Annotated in this window: 20 protein-coding genes and 1 riboswitch; of the genes, 5 read left to right on the forward strand and 15 right to left on the reverse strand. The window is 68.5% G+C overall.

Features of this window, described 5'->3' with window-relative positions:
• Positions 1-90: 90 nt before the first annotated feature.
• Complete coding sequence (glyQ, locus tag AC3IFE_RS09720; protein WP_006477868.1) at positions 91-1,095, reverse strand: glycine--tRNA ligase subunit alpha; 1,005 nt, start codon at positions 1,093-1,095, stop codon at positions 91-93.
• A gap of 320 nt (positions 1,096-1,415) precedes the next feature.
• On the opposite strand from glyQ, the gene AC3IFE_RS09725 reads away from it, so the two are divergent.
• A complete protein-coding gene (locus AC3IFE_RS09725) occupies positions 1,416-3,071 on the forward strand; it encodes a tetratricopeptide repeat protein (RefSeq protein ID WP_489190387.1) in 1,656 nt (551 codons plus the stop codon).
• A 54-nt stretch (positions 3,072-3,125) separates the two neighbouring features.
• Here AC3IFE_RS09725 and lnt read toward each other — a convergent pair whose 3' ends face one another.
• The 8 genes from lnt to AC3IFE_RS09765 all read right to left on the reverse strand — a co-directional run bounded on the left by lnt (position 3,126) and on the right by AC3IFE_RS09765 (position 11,433).
• Positions 3,126-4,826: an apolipoprotein N-acyltransferase gene (lnt, locus tag AC3IFE_RS09730; protein WP_489190388.1), complete on the reverse strand. Its 1,701-nt coding sequence runs from the start codon at positions 4,824-4,826 to the stop codon at positions 3,126-3,128.
• A gap of 52 nt (positions 4,827-4,878) precedes the next feature.
• On the reverse strand, positions 4,879-5,766 hold the full coding sequence (locus AC3IFE_RS09735; protein WP_021160150.1) for a CorC family transporter: 888 nt from the start codon (positions 5,764-5,766) through the stop codon (positions 4,879-4,881).
• A gap of 305 nt (positions 5,767-6,071) precedes the next feature.
• On the reverse strand, positions 6,072-6,221 hold the full coding sequence (locus AC3IFE_RS09740; protein WP_489190389.1) for a hypothetical protein: 150 nt from the start codon (positions 6,219-6,221) through the stop codon (positions 6,072-6,074).
• A gap of 43 nt (positions 6,222-6,264) precedes the next feature.
• Entirely contained in the window at positions 6,265-6,897 is a 633-nt protein-coding gene (locus AC3IFE_RS09745; protein WP_489190390.1) for a gamma-glutamylcyclotransferase, read from the reverse strand.
• Between the two features lie 12 nt (positions 6,898-6,909).
• The gene (gene ybeY / locus AC3IFE_RS09750; RefSeq protein ID WP_489190391.1) at positions 6,910-7,686 is read right to left on the reverse strand and encodes an rRNA maturation RNase YbeY; all 777 of its coding nucleotides are present in this window, start codon (positions 7,684-7,686) and stop codon (positions 6,910-6,912) included.
• Between the two features lie 149 nt (positions 7,687-7,835).
• Positions 7,836-8,882, reverse strand: coding sequence for a PhoH family protein (locus AC3IFE_RS09755; RefSeq protein ID WP_006477874.1), 1,047 nt, complete (start codon positions 8,880-8,882; stop codon positions 7,836-7,838).
• A gap of 33 nt (positions 8,883-8,915) precedes the next feature.
• Positions 8,916-10,289 (reverse strand): tRNA (N6-isopentenyl adenosine(37)-C2)-methylthiotransferase MiaB, encoded by a 1,374-nt coding sequence (gene miaB / locus AC3IFE_RS09760; protein ID WP_089468392.1) that lies wholly within the window; start codon positions 10,287-10,289, stop codon positions 8,916-8,918.
• 211 nt (positions 10,290-10,500) lie between these two features.
• Complete coding sequence (locus AC3IFE_RS09765) at positions 10,501-11,433, reverse strand: LysR family transcriptional regulator (protein ID WP_489190392.1); 933 nt, start codon at positions 11,431-11,433, stop codon at positions 10,501-10,503.
• 146 nt (positions 11,434-11,579) lie between these two features.
• Here AC3IFE_RS09765 and AC3IFE_RS09770 point away from each other — a divergent pair, with 146 nt between their 5' ends.
• The 3 genes from AC3IFE_RS09770 to ribB all read left to right on the forward strand — a co-directional run bounded on the left by AC3IFE_RS09770 (position 11,580) and on the right by ribB (position 14,820).
• Positions 11,580-12,755, forward strand: a complete 1,176-nt coding sequence (locus AC3IFE_RS09770; protein WP_489190393.1) for an MFS transporter — start codon at positions 11,580-11,582, stop codon at positions 12,753-12,755.
• A gap of 213 nt (positions 12,756-12,968) precedes the next feature.
• Complete coding sequence (locus tag AC3IFE_RS09775) at positions 12,969-13,655, forward strand: helix-turn-helix domain-containing protein (RefSeq protein WP_011546157.1); 687 nt, start codon at positions 12,969-12,971, stop codon at positions 13,653-13,655.
• Positions 13,656-13,842: 187 nt separating this feature from the next.
• Positions 13,843-13,991: riboswitch (FMN riboswitch) on the forward strand.
• Positions 13,992-14,109: 118 nt separating this feature from the next.
• Entirely contained in the window at positions 14,110-14,820 is a 711-nt protein-coding gene (gene ribB / locus AC3IFE_RS09780; RefSeq protein WP_006489272.1) for a 3,4-dihydroxy-2-butanone-4-phosphate synthase, read from the forward strand.
• A 68-nt stretch (positions 14,821-14,888) separates the two neighbouring features.
• On the opposite strand, the gene AC3IFE_RS09785 is transcribed toward ribB, so the two are convergent.
• From AC3IFE_RS09785 to glpD, 4 genes are all read right to left on the reverse strand, one after another.
• On the reverse strand, positions 14,889-15,575 hold the full coding sequence (locus AC3IFE_RS09785) for an HAD family hydrolase (protein WP_489190394.1): 687 nt from the start codon (positions 15,573-15,575) through the stop codon (positions 14,889-14,891).
• A gap of 274 nt (positions 15,576-15,849) precedes the next feature.
• On the reverse strand, positions 15,850-16,566 hold the full coding sequence (locus AC3IFE_RS09790; protein ID WP_050014615.1) for an MIP/aquaporin family protein: 717 nt from the start codon (positions 16,564-16,566) through the stop codon (positions 15,850-15,852).
• An 80-nt stretch (positions 16,567-16,646) separates the two neighbouring features.
• Positions 16,647-18,149 (reverse strand): glycerol kinase GlpK, encoded by a 1,503-nt coding sequence (gene glpK, locus AC3IFE_RS09795; RefSeq protein ID WP_089468388.1) that lies wholly within the window; start codon positions 18,147-18,149, stop codon positions 16,647-16,649.
• 111 nt (positions 18,150-18,260) lie between these two features.
• Positions 18,261-19,784, reverse strand: coding sequence for a glycerol-3-phosphate dehydrogenase (gene glpD / locus AC3IFE_RS09800; RefSeq protein ID WP_489190395.1), 1,524 nt, complete (start codon positions 19,782-19,784; stop codon positions 18,261-18,263).
• A 162-nt stretch (positions 19,785-19,946) separates the two neighbouring features.
• Here glpD and AC3IFE_RS09805 point away from each other — a divergent pair, with 162 nt between their 5' ends.
• A complete protein-coding gene (locus AC3IFE_RS09805) occupies positions 19,947-20,315 on the forward strand; it encodes a hypothetical protein (protein ID WP_489190396.1) in 369 nt (122 codons plus the stop codon).
• 92 nt (positions 20,316-20,407) lie between these two features.
• Here AC3IFE_RS09805 and AC3IFE_RS09810 read toward each other — a convergent pair whose 3' ends face one another.
• The gene (locus AC3IFE_RS09810) at positions 20,408-20,605 is read right to left on the reverse strand and encodes a hypothetical protein (protein WP_050014609.1); all 198 of its coding nucleotides are present in this window, start codon (positions 20,603-20,605) and stop codon (positions 20,408-20,410) included.
• 300 nt (positions 20,606-20,905) lie between these two features.
• Positions 20,906-21,685: a DeoR/GlpR family DNA-binding transcription regulator gene (locus AC3IFE_RS09815; protein ID WP_006493999.1), complete on the reverse strand. Its 780-nt coding sequence runs from the start codon at positions 21,683-21,685 to the stop codon at positions 20,906-20,908.
• Positions 21,686-21,842: the final 157 nt, after the last annotated feature.

A 21,842-nucleotide genomic window follows, 5' to 3' on the forward strand; every position in this document is an offset into this window, starting at 1 on the left:
AGGGCCTTCGGCGGCAGCTCTTCGGTCAGCAGTTCGACGAGCAGGGGGGCGGGATGATTGTGCGTCATGTCTGGAATAAATCTCGTCTCGTCAGTCCTGATCGATCTTGCGTTCGACCTTGAGCGGCGGCGCCCATGCCGGTTGCGCGGCGTCCTGGGCGTCGGTGGTGAGGCCCGGCACGCCCGGCGGGTTGCCGAGCATCGGGAAGCCGAGCTTCTCGCGCGAGTCGTAGTAAGCCTGCGCGACGAGACGCGACAGCGCGCGGATGCGGCCGATGTACGCTGCCCGCTCGGTGACCGAGATCGCGCCGCGCGCGTCGAGCAGGTTGAACGTGTGGCCGGCCTTCAGCACGAGCTCGTACGCGGGCAGCGCGAGCTGCGCGTCGATCATCTTCTTCGCTTCCGCTTCGTAGCTGTTGAAGAACGTGAACAGCAGGTCGACGTTCGCGTGCTCGAAGTTGTAGGTCGACTGCTCGACCTCGTTCTGGTGGTACACGTCGCCATACGACAGGCGGCGCAGCTCGGGGCCGTTCGGGCCTTGCTCTTCCCACTCGGTCCACACGAGGTCGTACACGTTCTCGACCTTCTGCAGGTACATCGCGAGGCGCTCGAGGCCGTACGTGATCTCGCCGAGCACCGGCTTGCATTCGAGGCCGCCGACTTCCTGGAAATACGTGAACTGCGTGACTTCCATCCCGTTCAGCCACACTTCCCAACCGAGGCCCCACGCGCCGAGCGTCGGGTTTTCCCAGTCGTCCTCGACGAAGCGCACGTCGTTCTGCTTCAAGTCGAAGCCGAGCGCCTCGAGCGAGCCGAGGTACAGGTCGAGGATGTTTTCCGGCGCCGGCTTGAGCACGACCTGGTACTGGTAGTAGTGCTGCAGGCGGTTCGGGTTTTCGCCGTAGCGGCCGTCCTTCGGGCGGCGCGACGGTTGCACGTACGCGGCGCGCCACGGCTCGGGGCCGACCGCGCGCAGGAACGTGTGGACGTGCGACGTGCCCGCGCCGACTTCCATGTCGATGGGCTGGAGCAGGGCGCAACCCTGCTTGTCCCAGTAGGACTGCAGCGTCAGGATGATTTGCTGAAACGTAAGCATGAAGAGCCTTCGTGGCGCTGGCGCTCCGTTGCGGGCGGCGCTCCGGGCGGGCCCGGAGGGTCGGCTCGCGCGGCGGCGCGGCTTGTTAGTGTGCTGAAACGCGTAATTTTACCGGATCGGCGACCGGATGCGGCCGGAAGGCGGATGCGGGCACCGCCGGCCTGCTTCCCGCGGCCCGCGCGCGCATGGCCCACGGGCGCCGCGGGGCCGCGTGCGACCTGCCGCGACGCGCGTGCCGTACCGCTTCGCGCGGGCGTTAAGATGCGTGTATTGCGGCGCGCGCCATGCGTGCCGCGTCACCGCTTGCCGATGCCGACTGCATGGACGAACCGAACGACATTCTGATTCCGCTGCTTCCGCCGTTTCTCGCACTGCTCGGGCAGGCCGCCGACGCGCAGGCGCGCGGCGAGCGCGCCGCGCACGACCTGTGGCTGGCCGCCGCCGCCCATCTGCATGCGGTCGATGCCGACGCGCTGGCGCGGCTCACGACGGCGCTCGTCGCGCGGCAGCGCACGGCCGACGCGATTGCGCTCGCCGAATGGGCGGTGCGCGCGCAGCCGGGCGCAAGCACGTATTTCAACCACGGCTATGCGCTGCAGGTGGCCGGCCGTCACGCGGATGCGGTCGCGCCGTACCGCGCGGCGCTTGCGATCGATGCCGGCTGGCCGTCGCTGCGCAACAACCTCGCGATCGCGCTGCGATTGTCGGGCGGTGAACGCGCGGAGGAGATCGCGCTGCTCGACGCGGCCGTGAAGCACGATCCGCGGGACGTGCAGGCATGGATCAACCTCGTCGTCGCGCGGATCGCGACGCATGACCTCGACGGCGCGCTCGCGTGCGCCGCGCGGCTAGCCGACCTCGCGCCCGACAATGCGCTCGCGATGAACAACGTCGCGATGGCGATGAAGGAGGCGCAGCGCTGGGACGACGCCGAGCGCCATGCGGCGCGTGCGTGCGAGCTGGCGCCCGACGACGCATCGTTCCGCTTCAATCTCGCGATCATCCAGCTGGCGCGCGGCAACCATGCGGCCGGCTGGCGCGGCCACGAGGCGCGCTGGGACGGCGCGGGCGAGTTGCGCGGTCGCCGGCCGGCGCTGCCGGGCCCGCGCTGGCAGGGCGAACCGCTCGCCGGCAAGACGCTGCTGGTGTGGGGCGAGCAGGGGCTCGGCGACGTGCTGCAGTTCTGCCGTTTCGTCGCGCCGCTCGCCGAGCGCGTGCATCGCGAGGGCGGCCGGCTCGCGTGGAATACGTTTCCGGCGCTCGGCACGCTGATGCAGCGCAGCCTCGGGGTGCACGCGGACGTGTTCGGCGCGGGCGGCGGCGTCGATGCGCTGCCGGCGTTCGATTACGAAGTGCCGCTGATCGGCCTGCCGCTGATGCTCGGCATGGAGGCGTCGACGCTCGCCGCGTCGGTGCCGTACCTGCGGGCCGAGCCGGCCGCATGCGACGCATGGCGCGCGCGGCTCGCGGGCGACGGCCGGCTGAAGGTCGGGCTCGTGTGGACGGGCAGTGCGGGCCACCAGCGCAATCCATTCCGGCGCGTCGGGCTCGAGCGCTACGCGAACGCGTTTCGCGGCATCGACGGCGTTACGTTCTATTCGCTGCAGCCAGGTGCGGATGCGGATGTCGCCGCCGCGCGCGCGGCCGGTTTCGCGATCGAAGACTATACGGCCGAATTGACGAGCTTCGACGACACGGCCGCGTTCATCGGCGCGCTGGATCTCGTGATCACCGTGTGCACGTCGGTCGCGCATCTGGCCGGCGCGCTCGGCGCGCGCACGTGGGTGCTGCTCGACGTGAATCCGCACTGGCCGTGGCTGCTCGATCGCCGGGACAGCCCGTGGTATCCGACCGCGACGCTGTACCGCCAGCCGACGTTCGGCGCGTGGGCGCCGGTGATGGACGAAGTGAGCCGCGACTTGCGGGCGCTCGCCGCGCAGCCGGATCCGTCGGATCAATCGGAGCGGCAGGCCTGAGGAGCCGGCCGGTTCGCGCTCACGGGCCGCCGCGCGCGGCGGCGGCCCGTCGCGTCATTGCGCTGCGTCGTCGCCGGGCTTCCGGCCGTTGCGTCGGCGCAGCCCGGGCCCGAACGTGAAGCCGAACGCGAGCAGCACGAACGACACCGCGAGCACGATGTTGTTGCCGCTCGTCACGTACGGCGTGAAGCCGCTCGTGCCTTCGATCCGCACGTCGAGCGAGCCGATCGTGAACGGCTTCAACTGGCCGAGCACGCGCCCGTGCGCGTCGATCGCGGCCGTCATCCCCGTATTGGTCGAGCGCAGCATCGGCCGGCCCGTTTCGAGCGAGCGCATCCGTGCGATCTGCAAATGCTGGTCGAGCGCGATCGTGTCGCCGAACCACGCGAGGTTCGTCACGTTGACGAGCACGCCGGGCGGCTGCGGGTTGTCGCGGATCGTCGCGGCGATTTCCTCGCCGAACAAGTCCTCGTAGCAGATATCGGCCATCACCGGCTGGTTGTGCACGAGGAACGGCTTCTGCACCGGCGCGCCGCGCGCGAAATCGCCGAGCGGCATCTTCATCAGGTTGACGAACCACCGGAAGCCCCACGGAATGAATTCGCCGAAGGGCACGAGGTGATGCTTGTCGTAGTGATAGATGTCGCGCGAGTGCGGCGTCACGCCGTACAGGCTGTTCGTGTAGTCGAAGTAGCGGCCGTCCTCGGTCACCGATGCGCCGACCGCGCCGAACAGCACGGCCGAGCCGGTCGTGTCGCTGAACTTGCGGATCGCGACGGCGAACGGCTCGGGCAATTCCTGGATCATCACCGCGATCGCGGTCTCGGGCGTGACGATCAGGTCGGCCGGCTTCTCGACGATCATCTGCTGGTACATCTTGATCGCCGCGTCGATGCCTTCCTGCTCGAACTTGATGTCCTGCTTCACGTTGCCTTGCAGCAGCCGCACGGTGAGCGGCGCGTTCGCGGGCACGGTCCATGTGACCTGCGACAGCCCGAGCCCGGCCGCGACGAGCACGACGGCGATGCCGGCCGGCGCGGCGATGCGCACGCGAGCGTCGCCGCCCGATGCGCCGGCTTCGCCGTCACGCAGCGGCGACGGCCGCGCGGCGGCGAGCGCCTGCACGACGAGCGCGGCGAACAGCGCGAGCACCCATGCGATCCCGTACACGCCGACCACCGGCGCGAAGCCCGCGAACGGGCCGTCGACCTGCGGGTAGCCGCTGCCGAGCCACGGAAAGCCGGTGAACACGGTGCCGCGCAGCCATTCGCCGAGCGCCCACGCGCTCGCGAACGCGAACGCGCCATGCCAGGTCGGCGAGAACGGCCGCGGGTCGGGCGCGCGGCGGTGCCACGCATGGCCCGCGCAGAACGACCACAGCCCGGCCGAGAACGCCGGGTACAGCGACAGGTACAGCGCGAACAGCACGAGCGCGCCGCCCGCGAGCGGCGCGGCCATTTCGCCGTACACGTGCATGCTGATGTAGAGCCACCAGACGCCGCTGATGAAGTTGCCGAAGCCGAACGCGCCGCCGGTGAGCGCGGCGCCGCGCCAGCTCGACGTGCGCGTGAGCTGCGCGAAAAACCAGACGAATACGACGAGCTGCAGCCAGCCGCCGTGCGGCGTGGGCGCGAAGCTGAGCGTATTGGCCGCGCCGGCGAGCAGCGCGGCCGGATAGTGCCAGCGCGGCAGCGCGCGGCAGGGCGCCGGCGCGAGAAGGCCGCCAGCCGGGCGGGACGGAATCGGATCGTCCATGTGAAGCGGAAGAGGGCGAGCGGTTGAAGGAGGGGCGGCTGGCGCGGAACGGTCAGTCTTCGTGCGAGGTTTCGGCGCGACGGCTGGCGAGCGGGTTGCGGCGCACCAGCAGCACGTGAACCTGGCGCGCATCGCCGCGCTGGATTTCGAACACGAGGTTGCCGAGCTGCAGCTTCTCGCCGCGGTGCGGCACGCGTCCGAAATGATGGGTGATCAGGCCGCCGATCGTGTCGACTTCGTCGTCGGGGAAATCGGTGCCGAACGTCTCGTTGAACTGTTCGATCTCGGTGAGCGCGCGCACGCGGTAGCGGCCGTCCGGCCCCGAGATGATGTTGCCGGCTTCCTCGTCGAAGTCGTATTCGTCCTCGATGTCGCCGACGATCTGTTCGAGCACGTCCTCGATCGTGATCAGGCCCGCGACGCCGCCGTATTCGTCGACGACGATCGCCAGGTGGTTGCGGTTCACGCGGAAGTCGTGCAGCAGCACGTTCAGGCGCTTCGATTCCGGAATGAACACGGCCGGGCGCAGCATCCCGCGCACGTCGAATTCTTCTTCGGCGTAGAAGCGCAGCAGATCCTTCGCGAGCAGCACGCCGATCACGTTGTCGCGGTTCTCCTCGTACACCGGATAGCGCGAGTGCGCCTTTTCGAGGACGAACGGGATGAAATCCTCGGGCTTGTCGGCGATGTTGATCGCGTCCATCTGCGCACGCGGCACCATGATGTCGCGCGCGCACAGATCGGAGACCTGGAACACGCCTTCGATCATCGACAGCGAATCGGCGTCGATCAGGTTGCGTTCGTGGGCGTCCTGGAGGATTTCCAGCAGCTCGCCGCGGGATTCGGGCTCGGGCGAGATGAAGTCGGTCAGGCGCTCGAGCAGCGAGCGCTTTTCTTGCGGTTTGTCGGTTGGCTTACGACTGGGATACGAATCGTTCATGGTGGTGCGCCCGGGTCATGCCGGGGCGCGCGGTCACGGAGTAGGCAAGGATACACCAAGGGCACGACGCGACCGTGTCACCCGGCCGTACGGCCAGGGTGGGCGGCTCGCGCGGGCCCCGCTCGCGGACGGCCGCGCGGGGCGCGACGTCGTCGTCGGGTCCATCCTATCGCAGAAAGGGTCGGCGGGGCGCGGCAGCCAAAAAACGGTGCGGGAGGGGCGGCGGGAAGAGCGATACGGCGCGACGCGGGAAACGGCCGGAGACGGCGGCATTCTGCCGCAGGCGGGCGCCGCCGTCGCGCCGCTCAGAACCGCATGCCCGCCGAGCAGCCGCCGGCGGCCGCGCCGTTGGTCGCGGCGCCGCCGCAGCCGAGTATGCCGCAGCCGGACAGCACGACGCTCGCGACGACGAGCAGCGCGGCGATCCTGCAACGCGACCGGCGGGACGGTTTCATCGAAGGGGTCCTCGTTCGGATGCGCGGGCGGCGCGGTGCCGGATCACCGGCATCGCGCCAGCAACCCTTCGAGCGCGCGGTCGGGGATGCCGCTCGCGCGCAGCGCGTCGACCGTGCGGCTCACGTAGTCGAGCGTGGTGCCGTAGCGGCCGGCCGCGCAGCCGAACACTTCCTTCACGACGGCGTCGGTCAGCTTGCCCGTATAGGTCGGTGCGTCGCGACGCATCACGAACGCGAGCGCGTTCACGCGTTCGCCGGTCTCGAGCGAGCACGGCAGCCACGCGGGCCGGTACGAGCCCATCGGCATTTCGCGCTTCCACAACGTCTCGAGATGCGGCTGCGCGGTCGGGCCGGCGAGCCGGAATGCGATGCCCGAGCACGAGCCGCCGCGATCGAGCGCGAGCACGAGGCCCGGCCGTTCGGGGGTGCCGCGATTCACGCGCGACCACAGGTAGAGCCCGCGGTGATAGCCGTGCACCTTGCCGCGCACGGCGGCGACGGTCGGCAGCCCGGGATTCCAGATCAGCGAGCCATAGCCGAACAGCCAGAGATCCTGCCGGCCGTCCCATTCGCGCATCGTGTGCGCGAGCGACGCCGCGAGCTCGTCTTCCGTCAGCAGGCGTCCTTCGCCGATCGACGGCGGGTAGGCGGGCGGCAGCATCGCGGCGTGGCGCATCGGGCGGACGGCTTACTGGTACGGGTTCGGGAAACCCAGTTTCGCGAGGATGTCGACTTCGAGCGCTTCCATTTCGGCCGCGTCCTCGTCGCTCGTCTCGTGGTCGTAGCCCTGCGCGTGCAGCGCGCCGTGCACCAGCAGGTGCGCGTAATGGACCGCGAGCGGCTTGCCCTGGTCGTGCGCTTCCTTCTCGACCACCGGGCAGCACAGCACGAGGTCGCCGATCACGGTGCCGTCGGGCGCCGGGTCGTACGCGAAGGTCAGCACGTTGGTCGGATAGTCCTTGTGACGGTAGCCGGCGTTCAGCGTACGGCCTTCGTTCTCGCCGACGAAACGCACGGTGAGCTGCGCGCTCGCGAACAGCGCCGGCTCGATCCATTCGGCGATCAGCTTGCGCTTCGGCAGCGTCTTGCGCACGTCGCTCGTGATCTCGTCGCCGTACTGCACGGACAGGTCGAATTCCAGCGCGCGCGGCCCGTCTTCGGGATCGTCCTCGCGCGGTGCGAACTCGGCGCCGACGTGCAGTGTCACGCTGTCGTAGTGCTCGGGCTGCAGCGCGAGCTTCGCGCGCATCGCCGGATCGTTGTGCTGCGCGACGATCGCGACGGCCGCGTCGCCCGAGCTGCCCGACAGGTCGAACATCAGGCTGCGGCCGTCCGGGAAGTCGATCCGCAGCCCTTGCGCGTTGACGGTGCGGGCTTTGCCCTTCGCGTCGAACAGCGAAAGGCGGGGGGATTCGGACGCGGCGGACGGTGCGCGACCGGACTTGCGGGAACGGGAGGATTTCATGACGCGTGCGGCGATTGGGACGCGTCGAGGATACACCAAACGGCCGATCGCGCCCGAATTCGGACCGGCCGCGCGCGGGCGAAAAAAAGCCCGGCGCGCCGTCTGGCGGGCCGGGCCGGGAGGTGGAGGCAGCGCGCGGGCGTCGCCGCTCAGCCGTCCTGATGCTGCGCGTGGAACTCGTCGTACGCCTCGACGATGCGCGCGACGAGCGGATGGCGTACCACGTCCGCGCTCGTGAAGCGCGTGAGCGCGATGCCGCGCACGCCGCCGAGCACCTGCTGCGCCTCGACGAGGCCGCTCTTGTGACCGCGCGGCAGGTCGACCTGGCTCGTGTCGCCGGTCACGACCGCCTTCGAGCCGAAGCCGATCCGCGTGAGGAACATCTTCATCTGCTCGGGCGTGGTGTTCTGCGCCTCGTCGAGGATGATGAACGCGTGGTTCAGCGTGCGGCCGCGCATGTACGCGAGCGGCGCGATCTCGATCATCTGGCGCTCGAACATCTTCGCCGTCTTGTCGAAGCCGAGCAGGTCGTACAGCGCGTCGTACAGCGGACGCAGGTACGGGTCGACCTTCTGCGCGAGATCGCCGGGCAGGAAGCCGAGCCGCTCGCCGGCCTCGACGGCCGGGCGCGTCAGCACGATCCGCTTGACCTGGTCGCGCTCGAGCGCGTCGACCGCGCACGCGACCGCGAGGTAGGTCTTGCCGGTGCCGGCCGGCCCGATGCCGAACGTCACGTCGTGCTGCAGGATCTGCTTCAGGTATTCGCGCTGGGCGGGCGTGCGGCCGCGCAGGTCGGCGCGCCGCGTGTAGAGCTTCGGCCCCGGCTCTTCCTCCGGCTCGCTGGCGTCGAGCTGCGCGACGGGCTCGTCGAACGGATGGTCGGGGTCGCCGCGAAAGCGCACGTCGACCGTGTCCTGGCGGCCGTTGCCGGCCGTGTGGCGCACTTCGACCAGCGCGAGCTGGATGTCGTCGACCGACAGCGGATCGCGCGCGCGGTTGTAGAAGTTTTCGAGCGCGGCGAGCGCGAGCTTGGCGCCGCGCCCGCGGATCGTGATCCGGTGGCCGCGCCGCGCGAGCGTGACGTCGAGCGCCTGTTCGATCTGCCGCAGGTTTTCGTCGAGCGGGCCGCAGAGGTTGGCGAGGCGCGCGTTGTCGTCGCGCGGGGCGGTGAATTCCAGTGCTTGGACGGTCTTCAAAGTAGCGTCGGGCTCCTGTCGGGCGGCAGTCGGTCAGTGGGTGGCCGCGCTCGCGTCGTCGCTGACGAGCAGGAGCTCGCCGCGCAGCGAATGCGGGTACGCATGGTTGATCTTCACGTCGATCATCTGGCCGATCAGGCGCGGGTGCGACGCGAGCGGCGCCGGGAAATTCACCACACGGTTGTTCTCCGTGCGGCCCGCGAGCTCGTTCGGGTCCTTGCGCGACGGGCCCTCGACGAGGATCCGCTCGACCTTCCCGACCATCGACTGGCTGATGCGCGCGACGTTCTCCTCGATCGTCGCCTGCAGATGTTGCAGGCGTTTGAGTTTCACTTCGCGCGGCGTGTCGTCGGCGAGATTCGCGGCCGGCGTGCCGGGGCGCGGGCTGTAGATGAACGAGAAGCTGGTGTCGTAGCTCATCTCGTGCACGAGCGCCATCATCTTGTCGAAATCCTCCTCGGTCTCGCCGGGGAAGCCGACGATCATGTCGGTCGACAGCGACAGGTCGGGGCGGATCGCGCGCAGCTTGCGGATCACCGACTTGTATTCGAGCACCGTGTAGCCGCGCTTCATCGCCATCAGGATGCGGTCGGAGCCGTGCTGGACCGGCAGGTGCAGGTGGCTCACGAGCTTCGGCACCTTCGCGTACGTGTCGATCAGGCGCTGCGTGAATTCCTTCGGGTGCGACGTCGTGTAGCGGATCCGCTCGATGCCGGGGATGTCGGCGACGTATTCGATCAGCGTCGCGAAATCGGCGATGTCGGTCGAACCGGCCGTCAGCGTGCCGCGGTAGGCGTTCACGTTCTGGCCGAGCAGCGTGACTTCGCGCACGCCCTGGTCGGCGAGGCCGGCCACTTCGGTCAGCACGTCGTCGAGCGGGCGCGACACTTCATCGCCGCGCGTGTACGGCACCACGCAGTAGCTGCAGTACTTCGAGCAGCCTTCCATGATCGACACGAATGCGCTCGGCCCCTCGACGCGCGCGGGCGGCAGATGGTCGAACTTCTCGATTTCGGGGAACGTGATGTCGACCTGCGCGCGGCCGCTCGCGCGGCGCGCGTCGATCATCTGCGGCAGGCGATGCAGGGTTTGCGGGCCGAACACGAGATCGACGTACGGCGCGCGCGACACGATCGACGCGCCTTCCTGGCTCGCGACGCAGCCGCCGACGCCGATCAGCAGGCCCGGCTTCGCTTCCTTCAGCTCGCGCACGCGGCCGAGATCGGAGAACACCTTTTCCTGCGCCTTCTCGCGCACCGAGCATGTGTTGAACAGGATGATGTCGGCGTCTTCCGGCGTGTCGGTCTTTTCGAGGCCTTCGGCCGCATTGAGCACGTCCACCATCTTGTCCGAGTCGTACTCGTTCATCTGGCAGCCGAAGGTCTTTACGTAAACTTTCTTGGTCATGGGGATTCGCCGTTCGCAGTGGTTGACCTGGGGGCGTCGTCAAGGGTGAATCGGGACGGCCGTGCGCGGCACGCGAATCGCGCGCATCGGGCAGGAAAGGCCGTCGGGAAAGCCTTCCATTATAGCTTTTCACGTCACGCGGACGGGCGGCCGGTTGCGGGCGTGCGACGCCGGGTTGCGCGTTCCGACCCTGAATTGGCGGGGCCGGCCGTCAGCGGCACGCGTTTAGCAGGTCGTCGAGCGCCGCTTCCTCGCGCGCGAAGCGCTCGGCGAGGAAATCGAGCAGCGCGCGCACGCGCGGCGCCATGTAGCGCTTGCTGTGATAGATCGCGTGCAGCGGCGCGTCCTGGTGCCGCCAGTCGGGCAGCAGCACGCGCAGCCGGCCCGCGCGGACGTCGTCGGCGATGTCCCACAGCGACTTCAGCGCAATGCCGTGGCCGCGCAGCGTCCATTCGCGCGTGAGGCCGCCGTCGTTGGTCTCGAACGCGGTCGACACCGGCACCGTGTGGATCTGCACTTCGTCGCCGCGCGTGAAATGCCAGGTGTTCATCGGGCCGGACGCGATCGTGATCACGTTGCAAGGAAAGCGGGCCAGGTCGTGCGGATCGGCCGGCACGCCATGGCGTTCGACGAACGACGGCGCCGCGCACAGCACGCGCCGGTTGGTCGCAAGCCGGCGGGCGATCAGCGCGCCGTCGGGCGGCGCGGCGAAGCGGATCGCGAGGTCGATCTCGTCCTGCCACAGGTTCGCCGACGAATCGGACGCCGTCAGCGAGAACGTGACGCCCGGATGCAGCGTCGTGAATTCGTGGAGCCAGTCGAGCAACTGGTGACGGCCGAAATCGGACGTCGACGACAGCCGCACCTTGCCGCTCACGACGTTGCGGCCTTCCTGCAGCATCGCATCCGCGTCGTCGAGCGCCTGCAGCGCCTGCCGGCAGCAGTTCAGGTACAGCCTGCCTTCGTCGGTGAGCCGCAGTTGGCGCGTCGAGCGTTCGAACAGCCGCGTCGCGATCTTCGCCTCGAGCTTCGCGAGCCGCGCGCTCGCGGCGGCCGGCGTCAGGTTCAGCTTGCGCCCGGCGGCGGACAGGCTGCCCAGCTCCGCCGCCTCGACGAACAGCCGGATATCGCCCAGTCGGTCCATGCGATTTTCCAGAAATATTTGAAAATGGTTCAAAGGCCACGCCAATTATCAAATATAGGCGTCTTCGGGACAATGCGCGCACATCCCGCTTTCTTGTGCGGTGCGGCACGACTTGGCGCCGCGGCCGCCGCCTTCCGGAGAACGTCATGCCCATTCCGCTCCTGGCGCTCGCGATCAGCGCCTTCGCCATCGGCACCACCGAATTCATCATCATGGGCCTCTTGCCCGAAGTCGCGCACGACCTCGCTGTGTCGCTGCCGTCGGCCGGCCTGCTCGTCACCGGCTACGCGCTCGGCGTCGCGGCCGGCGCGCCGCTGCTCGCGGTGCTGACGAGCCGCATGCCGCGCAAGGCCGCGCTGCAGCTGCTGATGGCGATCTTCATCGTCGGCAACGTGCTGTGCGCGACCGCATCCGGCTACGCGATGCTGATGGTCGCGCGCGTCGTCACGTCGTTCGCGCACGGCTCGTTCTTCGGGATCGGCGCGGTGGTCGCCGCATCGCTCGTGCCGGCCGACAAGCGCGCGAGCGCGATCGCGCTGATGTTCACGGGGCTCACGCTGTCGAACGTGCTGGGCGTGCCGTTCGGCACGTTCGTCGGCCAGGTGCTCGGCTGGCGCGCATCGTTCTGGATCGTCGCCGCGCTCGGCGTGCTCGCGCTCGGCGGCGTGGCCGCGCTGGTGCCGAACCGCCGCGACGGCGGGCCGGTCGGCCTCGGCCACGAAGTGCGCGTGCTGAAGGAGCCGCAGGTGTGGCTCGCGCTGCTGATGACCGTGCTCGGCTTCGGCGGCGTGTTCGTCGTGTTCACCTACATCGCACCGATTCTCGAGACCGTGTCGGGCTACTCGCCGCGCGCGGTCGCGCTGATCCTCGTGCTGTTCGGCGCGGGACTGACGATCGGCAACACGATCGGCGGCAAGCTGGCCGACCGCGCGCTGATGCCGTCGCTGATCGCGATCCTCGTCGCGCTGATGGCCGTGATGGCCGTGTTCGCGAAGACGAGCCACCTGCCGGTCGCGGCTGCGGTTACGGTATTCGTCTGGGGGATCGCCGCGTTCGCGACGGTGCCGCCGCTGCAGGCGCGCGTGGTCGAGAAGGCCGCGAGCGCGCCGCATCTCGCGTCGACGCTGAACATCGGCGCGTTCAACGTCGGCAATGCGGGCGGGGCGTGGCTCGGCGGCCTCGCGCTCGAACACGGCTTCGCGCTCGATGCGCTGCCGTGGGTCGCGGTCGCGGTGACGTTCGCGGCGCTGGTCGTCACGTGGCTCGCGATGCGGCTCGATGCGCGCGGCCCGGCACGCGGCGCGGCGCCGGCGGCGCGGTGAGCGCCGTCACGGCCCGCTGCGCGGCGACGCCGTGGCGGCGGGAAAAGGTTCGCGAGAAACACATTCCTCCGCGATGCTGATAACGGTGTGAAGATAACTTCGTTTGCCCGTACCAGGCCGGGTGATAGCGTCTCGATACGCGCCAACGACCGGCGCAACCCGATTCCGGCTTACCCCCTACGCAGGGCCGCGCAGCGGCCCGGAGGCCATGCTATGTCTTCATCCCTGGCGCTCGTGCGCGACGTGTCTTCCTTCGAGTCCGGTAATGCCGCCGACGGGCGCGGCTCCGCGTCGCTCGACGTGCTCGAGCAGGTCGTCGGCGTGAATCTCGCGCGCTTGCGCGCCGAGCGGCAACTGTCGCTCGATGCGCTCGCCCGGCTGTCCGGCGTGTCGCGCGCGATGCTCGCGCAGATCGAATCCGCGCGCAGCGTGCCGTCGATCAAGGTGCTCTGCAAGATCGCCGCGGCGTTGAAGGTGTCGGTCGCCGCGTTCCTGCGGCGCCATGCGGTGAACGGTTTCGAGCATCTGGCGGCCGAGCGCGCGTCGCGCGTCGTCAGCTCGAACGGCCGTTTTTCGGCACGTGCGCTGTATCCGGAGGGCGAGCCGGCCGCGGCCGAATTCCACGAGCTGCGGATCGCGCCGCTGCATACCGAGCCCGGCGCGCGCCGTGCGCCCGGCACGACGGTCAACCTCGTCGTCAGCGAAGGCACGCTCGAAGTGAGCGTGCACGACCGCCGCCAGTTGCTCGCGACCGGCGACGCGATCGTGTTCGACGCCGACCAGCCGTACAGCCTGCGCAACCCGGGCGACAGCGAAGCGCGTGCGTTCCGCGTGACGGTGAGCCCCGAGGTGCCGCCGCGCTGGCTCGTGCCCGACGCGGCGCACGCGGCCGTCAACTGATCGCGCAGGCCGAGCGGCGCGGCGGCGCGCCCCGATCGTCGCGAGATCGCGAGCGGGCGCTCCGGCCGTTCCGACGATACCGTTAGACGGGGTCGTCAGTAAGGTTTTACCGGTCATTCGCTGCGCGTCGTGTGCGGCTGTTGTATGCTTGGCCCGCCGGTGACGGGGCGTTCCCGCCCGGCAATCAGTGCGTCTTCAGGGCGGGGCGAAATTCCCCACCGGCGGTAGGCTGGCGTAAGCCGGCGAGCCCGCGAGCGCCCGCGCATCCGCGCGGGGTCAGCAGATCTGGTCGAATGCCAGAGCCGACGGTCACAGTCCGGATGAGAGAAGATGTGCAGATAGTCATGTCCGTCAGGGCCGCTTCGCGCTGCATGCGAAGCGGGTTGTCGTTCTGTCTGTTTGCAATGCCCTGAAACGTTTTTCGCCCAAATCGTCTTTGCGAGGAGCGTTTCACATGTCCTTGATGTCCGTTTCGTCGGCGCCTGCCGACGCCTTTGCCGATCTCCCTCTGCTGGATTCCGAACCGGTGCCGCCGCGCATCGCCGCCGCGCTCGACGCGATGCGCGCAGGCCGCGCGGTCGTGCTGCAGGACGACCACGACCGCGAGAACGAAGCCGACCTGATCGTCGCCGCCGAGCGCATCACGCCCGAGACGATGGCGCTGCTGATCCGCGAGTGCAGCGGCATCGTGTGCCTGTGCCTGACCGACGACACGGTGCGGGCGCTCGAACTGCCGCCGATGGTGCAGACCAACGAAAGCCGCAACGGCACCGCGTTCACCGTGTCGATCGAGGCGCGCGAAGGCGTGCATACCGGCGTGTCGGCGGCCGATCGCGTGACGACGATTCGCGCGGCGATCGCTGACGGCGCGAAGCCGCACGACATCGTGCGCCCCGGCCACGTGTTTCCGTTGCGTGCGCAACCGGGCGGCGTGCTCGCGCGCCGCGGTCACACCGAGGGCACGGTCGACCTGTCGATTCTCGCGGGCCTGAAGCCGGCCGGCGTGCTGTGCGAGCTGATGAATCCGGACGGCACGATGACGCGCGGCGACGATGTCGAGCGCTTCGCGCAACGGCACGGGCTGCCGATGCTGACGATCGCGGAACTCGTCGAGTTCCGCGAGGCGCTGGCCGCGGCGCGCGAACGCTGCTGCGAGCCGGCTTGAGCGAAGGAAAGGCGCGCGTTCGCGCGTCCGTAGCGCGGCCGGATCGACCGATCCGGCCCGAATGACGATCAGGACTGCACGTCGCCGAATTCGCCGCGCATGCCGGCTTCGACGAGCGCCGGCAGTTCTTCCATCCTGCGCATGATCCGCGTGATGCCCATCGCGCGCAGCGCGTCCGCGTAGTTGTCGGGGATGTGGCTCGCGCCGACGAACGCGATCGTCTTCATCCCGGCCGCGCGCGCGGCATTCAACCCCGAGATGCTGTCCTCGACGACGACGCAGCGCGCCGGCGCGACACCGAGCGTGTGCGCCGCGTGCAGGTAGACGTCGGGGTAGGGCTTCGGCCGCGCGACCTGTTCGGCGCTGAACACGCGCTCGCCGAAGATCTCGGTGAGCGATGCGCGCTTGAGCGAGCTGCGCACGCGCACGAGCCGGCTGTTCGACACGACGGCAGCCGGCAGCGTGACCTTCAGCAACGCATCGCGCACGCCGCTGATCGGCGCGAGCGATTGCGCGAGCGCGACCTCGATGTTGTGCTCGATGGTCTCGATGAAGTTGGCGGGCATTTCGATCCCGAAGCGGGATTCGACGCCGGTGAGGAAACGCGACGTCTGCTGGCCGAATGCCGACTTCGCGGCGGCTTCGAAATCGAGGTTCGGGAACGTGGCGGACAGCGTGTCGAGCAGCACGCGGTCGGCGATGACTTCGCTGTCGACGAGCACGCCGTCGCAGTCGCAGATGAGGTGATCGAGCATGGTGATGAAAACGCGGGATATCGGCGACGCCGATCGATTCGCCATCATACGTGCTTTCACGCGCGGGCCGTGCGGCGCGGCGGTCAATGTGCCCGATGCGGCCGCGTGCCGGTAGCGTTCGAGGAGGAACGGTTCGGGCGTGTCCGTCGCGATGCCGCCCGAGTGGCGAATGGAGTCGGCCTCGCGCCCGGGTCGCGGCTCATGACGACCGAGGGAAAAAAGAGGGGAGCGACGCGCGCGGCAGCGAACGCCGCACGCGTCGTTCAGACCGCGATCAGGCCATCGCGTGCAGGCGCAGATACAGGCCGGCCGCCGCGGCGCCGCCGAGCAGCGGGCCGATCACCGGCACCCACGCATAGCGCCAGTCGCTGTCGCGCTTGCCCGGAATCGGCAGCAGCGCATGCATGATGCGCGGCGACAGGTCGCGCGCGGGGCTCATCGCATAGCCGGTCGGGCCGCCGAGCGAGATGCCGATGCCGAGCACCAGCAGGCCGACGGGCAGCGCGTCGAGCGCGCCGAGGCCGACCTGCGGCGATGCGAGATACAGCACGCCGAGGATCAGCACGAACGTGCAGATCGCTTCGGTCAGCACGTTATGCGTGGTGCTGCGGATTGCCGGCGCCGTGCAGAACACCGCGAGCTTCAGGTCCGCATCGGCTTCCTTCGCGAAGTGCTGGCGATACGCGAGCCACACGAGCAGCGCGCCCGCCATCCCGCCGAGCATCTGCGCGAGCACGTAGCCGCCGACTTTCGACCACGCGAACTTGCCCGCGAGCGCGAGGCTGATCGTGACGATCGGGTTCAGGTGCGCGCCGCTGAACGACGCGGTCACGTAGACCGCGACGAATACCGCCATCGCCCAGCCCATCACGATCACGATCAGGTCCGCGCCTTTGCCCTTGGTCTTTGCAAGCAGCACGTTTGCGACCGCGCCGTTGCCGAGCAGCACGAGGATCGCGGTGCCGATGAATTCTGCAATATAAGGTGACATGGTTGTCTCTCGAAGTCACGGCGGACTCGCGCGCTGCGCGGTCCGCCGGTGTTGTTGTATGTCGTTTGGTGTTGTTCGGATTACTGCGTGTCGTCGGCCCATGCCTTCGCGGCACGTACCGCACGTTGCCAGCCGGCCATGCGCTGCTCGACCTGCTCCTTCGGCATCGACGGCGCGAAGCGGCGATCGAGCTGCCACTGGCTGCGCACTTCGTCGAGGTTCTTCCAGTAGCCGATCGCGAGGCCCGCGAGATAGGCCGCGCCGAGCGCGGTCGTCTCGGTGATCTGCGGACGCACCGCGTCGACACCGAGCAGGTCGGCCTGGAACTGCATCAGCAGATCGTTCGCGCTCGCGCCGCCGTCCACTCGCAGCTCGCCGATGCTGATGCCCGAGTCGGCTTCCATCGCGGCCAGCACGTCGAGCGACTGGTACGCGATCGCATCGAGCGCCGCGCGCGCGAGGTGCGCGGCCGTCGTGCCGCGCGTGACGCCGAACACCGAGCCGCGGGCCCGCGCGTTCCAGTGCGGCGCCCCGAGGCCGGCGAACGCGGGCACGAGATACACGCCGTCGGTGTGCGGCACGCTCGCGGCGAGCGCCTCGATCTCGGCGGCCGTCTTGATGAGGCCGACGCCGTCGCGCAGCCACTGCACGACCGCGCCCGCGATGAAGATGCTGCCTTCGAGCGCGTACTGCACGTCGTCGCCGATCTGCCACGCGATCGTCGTGACGAGGTTGTTCTTCGACTCGATCGGCTTGTCGCCGGTGTTCATCATCAGGAAGCAGCCGGTGCCGTAGGTGTTCTTCACCATGCCCGACGTCGTGCACATCTGGCCGAACAGCGCCGCGTGCTGGTCGCCGGCGATGCCCGCGAGCGGGATCTTCGACGCGAACACGGTGGTCTTCGTGTGGCCGTAGATCTCCGACGACGCCTTCACTTCCGGCAGCATGCTGCGCGGGATGTCGAGCAGTTCGAGCAGCTCGCTGTCCCACTCGCGCGTATGGATGTTGAACAGCATCGTGCGCGACGCGTTCGTCACGTCGGTCACGTGCAGCTCGTGCTTCGTGAAGTTCCACACGAGCCAGCTGTCGACGGTGCCGAACGCGAGCTTGCCCTGCCTGGCCTTCTCGCGCGCACCCGGCACGTTGTCGAGGATCCAGCGGATCTTCGTCGCGGAGAAGTACGAGTCGATCGGCAGGCCGGTCTTCGCGCGCACCTTCGCTTCGAGGCCCTGCTTCTTCAGCGAATCGCAGAAGTCGGCCGTGCGGCGATCCTGCCAGACGATCGCGTTGTAGACGGGCTGGCCCGTCTCGCGATCCCAGACGATGGTCGTCTCGCGCTGGTTCGTGATGCCGATCGCCGCGATTGACGTGCCGTTCAGGCCCGTGCGCGTGACGGCTTCAGCGGCGACGCCGGCTTGCGTCGACCAGATTTCCTGCGGGTCGTGCTCGACCCAGCCGGGTTGCGGGTAGATCTGTTCGAATTCCTTCTGGGCGATCGATACGATATTGCCCTGGCGATCGAACAGCATCGCGCGGGAACTCGTGGTGCCCTGGTCAAGCGCGAGGATGTACTGGTCCTGCATGTCTCTCATCTCCATCCGTGGATTGGCTTAGTTGTGATGCGCGCCGCATGTGGGCGGCGCGTCGGTGAATCAACGTCGGTCAGGCAACTGCAACTGCAATGTGCATTCGAGTCAGGCGTGCGGCGCATGCGCGGCGGCGAACCACGCGTCGACCGCGGCGGTCACGGCGTCGAGCGTGCCGGGCGCGACGTGCAGGCCCAGCTTCGAGCGGCGCCACAGCACGTCCTGCGCGCAGGTCGCCCATTCGGCGTCGCGCAGGTAGCGCAGTTCGGCGTCGTGGATGCCCGGCGCGATTTCGGCGCCGAGGTCGGCGAGCGAGCTCGCGCCGTCGACCACGTGCTCCGCACGTGTGCCGTACGCGCGCGCATAGCGGCGTGCGAGTGCGGCGGGCAGCCACGGATGGCGTTTCGCGAACGCGCTGGCGAACACGTCGAATTTCGCGTCGGCGATATCGCCGCCGGGCAGCGCGACGCCGGCCGTCCAGGTTTTCGCGTCGCGGCCGAGCGCGCGGCACAGCATGTCGCCGGCTTCTTCCGCGAGCTTGCGGAACGTCGTGATCTTGCCGCCGAACACCGACAGCAGCGGCGCGCCCGCGCCGTCGTCGAGTTCGAGGCGATAGTCGCGCGTGACGGCCGACGCGTTCGCCGCGTTCTCGTCTTCCAGCAGCGGGCGCACGCCCGAATAGGTCCAGTGCACGTCGGCCGGCGAGATCTTGCGCTTGAAGTAGCGGTTGATCGAATCGCACAGATACTGCGTTTCGTCGCGATCGATCGCGACCTTCGCGGGATCGTTCGTGTATTCGACGTCGGTCGTGCCGATCAGCGTGAAGTCGTGCTCGTACGGAATCGCGAAGATGATCCGCTTGTCCGGGTTCTGGAAGATGTACGCGTGATCGTGATCGAACAGGCGGCGCGTGATGATGTGACTGCCCTTCACGAGCCGCACGCTGTGATGCGCGCCGCGGCCGAGCGCGCCGTGCAGCACGTCGCCGACCCACGGGCCGGCCGCGTTCGCGATCGCGCGCGCCTGCACGACGCGCATCGAGCCGTCGGCCTGCTGGAGCCGCGCTTCCCATTCGTCGCCGCGGCGTTCGGCGGAAACGAGTTTCGTGCGGGTGAGGATCTCGGCGCCGCGCTCCTTCGCATCCATTGCGTTCAGCACGACGAGGCGCGCGTCGTCCACCCAGCCGTCGGAATACACGAAGCCGCGCTTGATCGAGTCGATCAGCGGCGCGCCGGCCGCATGGCGGCGCATGTCGATGCCGCGCGAGCCGGGCAGCAGTTCGCGTTTCGCGAGGTGATCGTAGAGGAACAGGCCGATGCGGATCAGCCAGGCCGGGCGCAGGTTCGGCATGTGCGGCATCACGAAGCGCAGCGGCCACATGATGTGCGGCGCCGCGCGCAGCAGCGTCTCGCGTTCCTGCAGCGCCTTGCGCACCAGTCCGAACTCGTTGTACTCGAGATAACGCAGGCCGCCGTGAATCAGCTTCGTGCTGGACGACGACGTGTGCGACGCGAGGTCGTCCTGCTCGCAGAGCATGACCGACAGGCCGCGGCCGGCCGCATCGCGCGCGATGCCCGCGCCGTTGATGCCGCCGCCGACGACGAGCAGATCGTAGCGATTCGGTTGGGTCACCTGCTGTCCTTATCGTCTGTTGAAATGGGGCGAACATGAAATGTTCGAATTCGAAATTTAACGAACGAAATCGAAAAAGTAAAGTTCGATAAAGCGGGGCCAGTAGCGCGCGACACGATCCCGGACGATACTGGCGAAATCGACCGTTTCGCGAGGTGAATCATGCGTATTGGGATGTGGGCCGGCGCGTGTGCCGTCCTTCTGGCGGGGTGCAGCGCGGGTACGCCGCCGCTCGCCGGCAACTGGCGGGCGCCGTCATTCGTCGATCTGCAGACGTCGTGCGGCGGCGGCGCACGCGACTGGGGCGCGGACGCGCAGCCGGTGTATTCGACGCTGTACGACGCGTACGTCGCGAAACGGTATCGCGGGCTGACCGAAGCGAACTATTGTGCGTTCGTAAACGAACTTTCGACCCACTACGCGGCGCCGGACGCGGCAGCACGCGCGGGCTGGATCGCGTATTTCAACGGGGCGCGCGCGCAGGCCATCAGCTGGCGGGCGGCGGTCGATCCGACGCTGCGCGGCGGTTGAAGCCGGCGGCGAACGGGCAGGCGGGAGGCGGGAACGACCGCGTGGCCGGGAGGCCGGCCGCGCGATCGGGTCAAGGTCGGGAACAGCGGGGCTTACGAATAGCGGTACTTGACGGATCGCAGCGTGGCGTCGCCGGTCTCGGTCACGCAGTATCTGCGCCCCGAGCCGAGCCCTTCCAGGCGGACGAGCTGTTGTTCGAGCAGGATGTCCAGTTCATCCCGATCCATGTCGCGCTGATCAGGCGCGTCCTTCACAAGCAAGAGCGTGGCGAATTCATGCGGACTCAGCATCGTTCTCTCCATGGCAATCGGACTGCCCGCGCGGCCGGCGCATACGCCGACGCGCGATACCCCACGGGGTATGGCTTGGGGGGAAAGCTGTATTCGCCGGCCTTGAAATTCGCACCGCCCTGGCACAGGCGGATCGGCGAACGGGCCGGGGAACTGGAGTCTAGTCGAGCGCGCACGCAACGACAAATCGTGCCCCGTTAATTTTCCGTTTGACAGAAGCGCCCTCCCCAAGCGGTTCGCGCGGGGCGCCAACTTCTTGATTTCACTTGAAGTTTCAGGTGCGGTGCAGCATCGCAACCGTCATTCCGCGACGTACACCTGGGTGCCGGCCGCGGCCACCGTATCGGCCATCTCGGGCGGCAGCGGCTTGTCGGTGAAGAGCGCGTGCACCTGGCTCAGATGCCCCTGGCGCACGAGCGCCGGGCGGCCGACCTTCGAATGATCGGTGACGAGGTAGACCGTGCGCGCATGCTGCATGATCGCCTCGGCGACGCGTACCTCGCGCGTGTCGAAATCGCGCAGCGTGCCATCGGCCTCGATCGCCGACGTGCCGATGATCGCGTAGTCGACCTTGAACTGCCGGATGAAGTCGATCGCGAGCTCGCCGACGATGCCCTTGTCCCACGGCCGCACGATGCCGCCCGTGATCAGCACCTCGCAGTCGGGGTAGCCGCTCATCATCGACGCGACGTTCAGGTTGTTCGTGATCACGTGCAGCCCGTGATGGCGGTTCAGCGCGCGCGCGACTTCCTCGGTCGTCGTGCCGAGGTTGATGAACAGCGACGCCTGGTCGGGGATGTGCGACGCCGCGAGCGCCGCGATGCGCCGCTTCTCGTCGTGGAACATCCGCTGGCGCGCGGTGTACGACACGTTCTCCGAGCTGGTCGGCAGGCTTGCGCCGCCGTGGTAGCGGCGCAGCAGGTTCAGGTCCGCCAGCCAGTTCACGTCGCGGCGGATCGTCTGGGGCGTGACCGCGAAGTGCGCGGCGAGATCGTCGACGGTCACGAAGCCGTCGCGCTGCACCCATTCGAGCAATTCCTGCTGGCGCGCGTTGAGGGTGAGGCGGGGATCTCGGGTCATGGCTCGATGGTCGTGTCGTGAGACGGAGCGGGTATTGTAAGGGCGGTAACGGCGTTCGGCCGGCCTCCCGGGCGTCGGCGCCCATGATTCATGCGGAAATGGCATGGATTCATGTGACAAATGAATTTGCGCGATCGCGCTTATCGCGCTGGAATGG

The sequence above is a fragment of the Burkholderia sp. APQ4-4ca genome (assembly GCF_057837105.1).

Coding starts and splice junctions, on each gene's coding strand:
- glyQ (WP_006477868.1), bottom strand. CDS start 1,095: ATGCTTACGTTTCAGCAAATCATCCTGACGCTGCAGTCCTACTGGGAC.
- AC3IFE_RS09725 (WP_489190387.1), top strand. CDS start 1,416: ATGGACGAACCGAACGACATTCTGATTCCGCTGCTTCCGCCGTTTCTC.
- lnt (WP_489190388.1), bottom strand. CDS start 4,826: ATGGACGATCCGATTCCGTCCCGCCCGGCTGGCGGCCTTCTCGCGCCG.
- AC3IFE_RS09735 (WP_021160150.1), bottom strand. CDS start 5,766: ATGAACGATTCGTATCCCAGTCGTAAGCCAACCGACAAACCGCAAGAA.
- AC3IFE_RS09740 (WP_489190389.1), bottom strand. CDS start 6,221: ATGAAACCGTCCCGCCGGTCGCGTTGCAGGATCGCCGCGCTGCTCGTC.
- AC3IFE_RS09745 (WP_489190390.1), bottom strand. CDS start 6,897: ATGCGCCACGCCGCGATGCTGCCGCCCGCCTACCCGCCGTCGATCGGC.
- ybeY (WP_489190391.1), bottom strand. CDS start 7,686: ATGAAATCCTCCCGTTCCCGCAAGTCCGGTCGCGCACCGTCCGCCGCG.
- miaB (WP_089468392.1), bottom strand. CDS start 10,289: ATGACCAAGAAAGTTTACGTAAAGACCTTCGGCTGCCAGATGAACGAG.
- AC3IFE_RS09765 (WP_489190392.1), bottom strand. CDS start 11,433: ATGGACCGACTGGGCGATATCCGGCTGTTCGTCGAGGCGGCGGAGCTG.
- AC3IFE_RS09770 (WP_489190393.1), top strand. CDS start 11,580: ATGCCCATTCCGCTCCTGGCGCTCGCGATCAGCGCCTTCGCCATCGGC.
- AC3IFE_RS09775 (WP_011546157.1), top strand. CDS start 12,969: ATGTCTTCATCCCTGGCGCTCGTGCGCGACGTGTCTTCCTTCGAGTCC.
- ribB (WP_006489272.1), top strand. CDS start 14,110: ATGTCCTTGATGTCCGTTTCGTCGGCGCCTGCCGACGCCTTTGCCGAT.
- AC3IFE_RS09785 (WP_489190394.1), bottom strand. CDS start 15,575: ATGCTCGATCACCTCATCTGCGACTGCGACGGCGTGCTCGTCGACAGC.
- AC3IFE_RS09790 (WP_050014615.1), bottom strand. CDS start 16,566: ATGTCACCTTATATTGCAGAATTCATCGGCACCGCGATCCTCGTGCTG.
- glpK (WP_089468388.1), bottom strand. CDS start 18,149: ATGCAGGACCAGTACATCCTCGCGCTTGACCAGGGCACCACGAGTTCC.
- AC3IFE_RS09805 (WP_489190396.1), top strand. CDS start 19,947: ATGCGTATTGGGATGTGGGCCGGCGCGTGTGCCGTCCTTCTGGCGGGG.
- AC3IFE_RS09810 (WP_050014609.1), bottom strand. CDS start 20,605: ATGCTGAGTCCGCATGAATTCGCCACGCTCTTGCTTGTGAAGGACGCG.
- AC3IFE_RS09815 (WP_006493999.1), bottom strand. CDS start 21,685: ATGACCCGAGATCCCCGCCTCACCCTCAACGCGCGCCAGCAGGAATTG.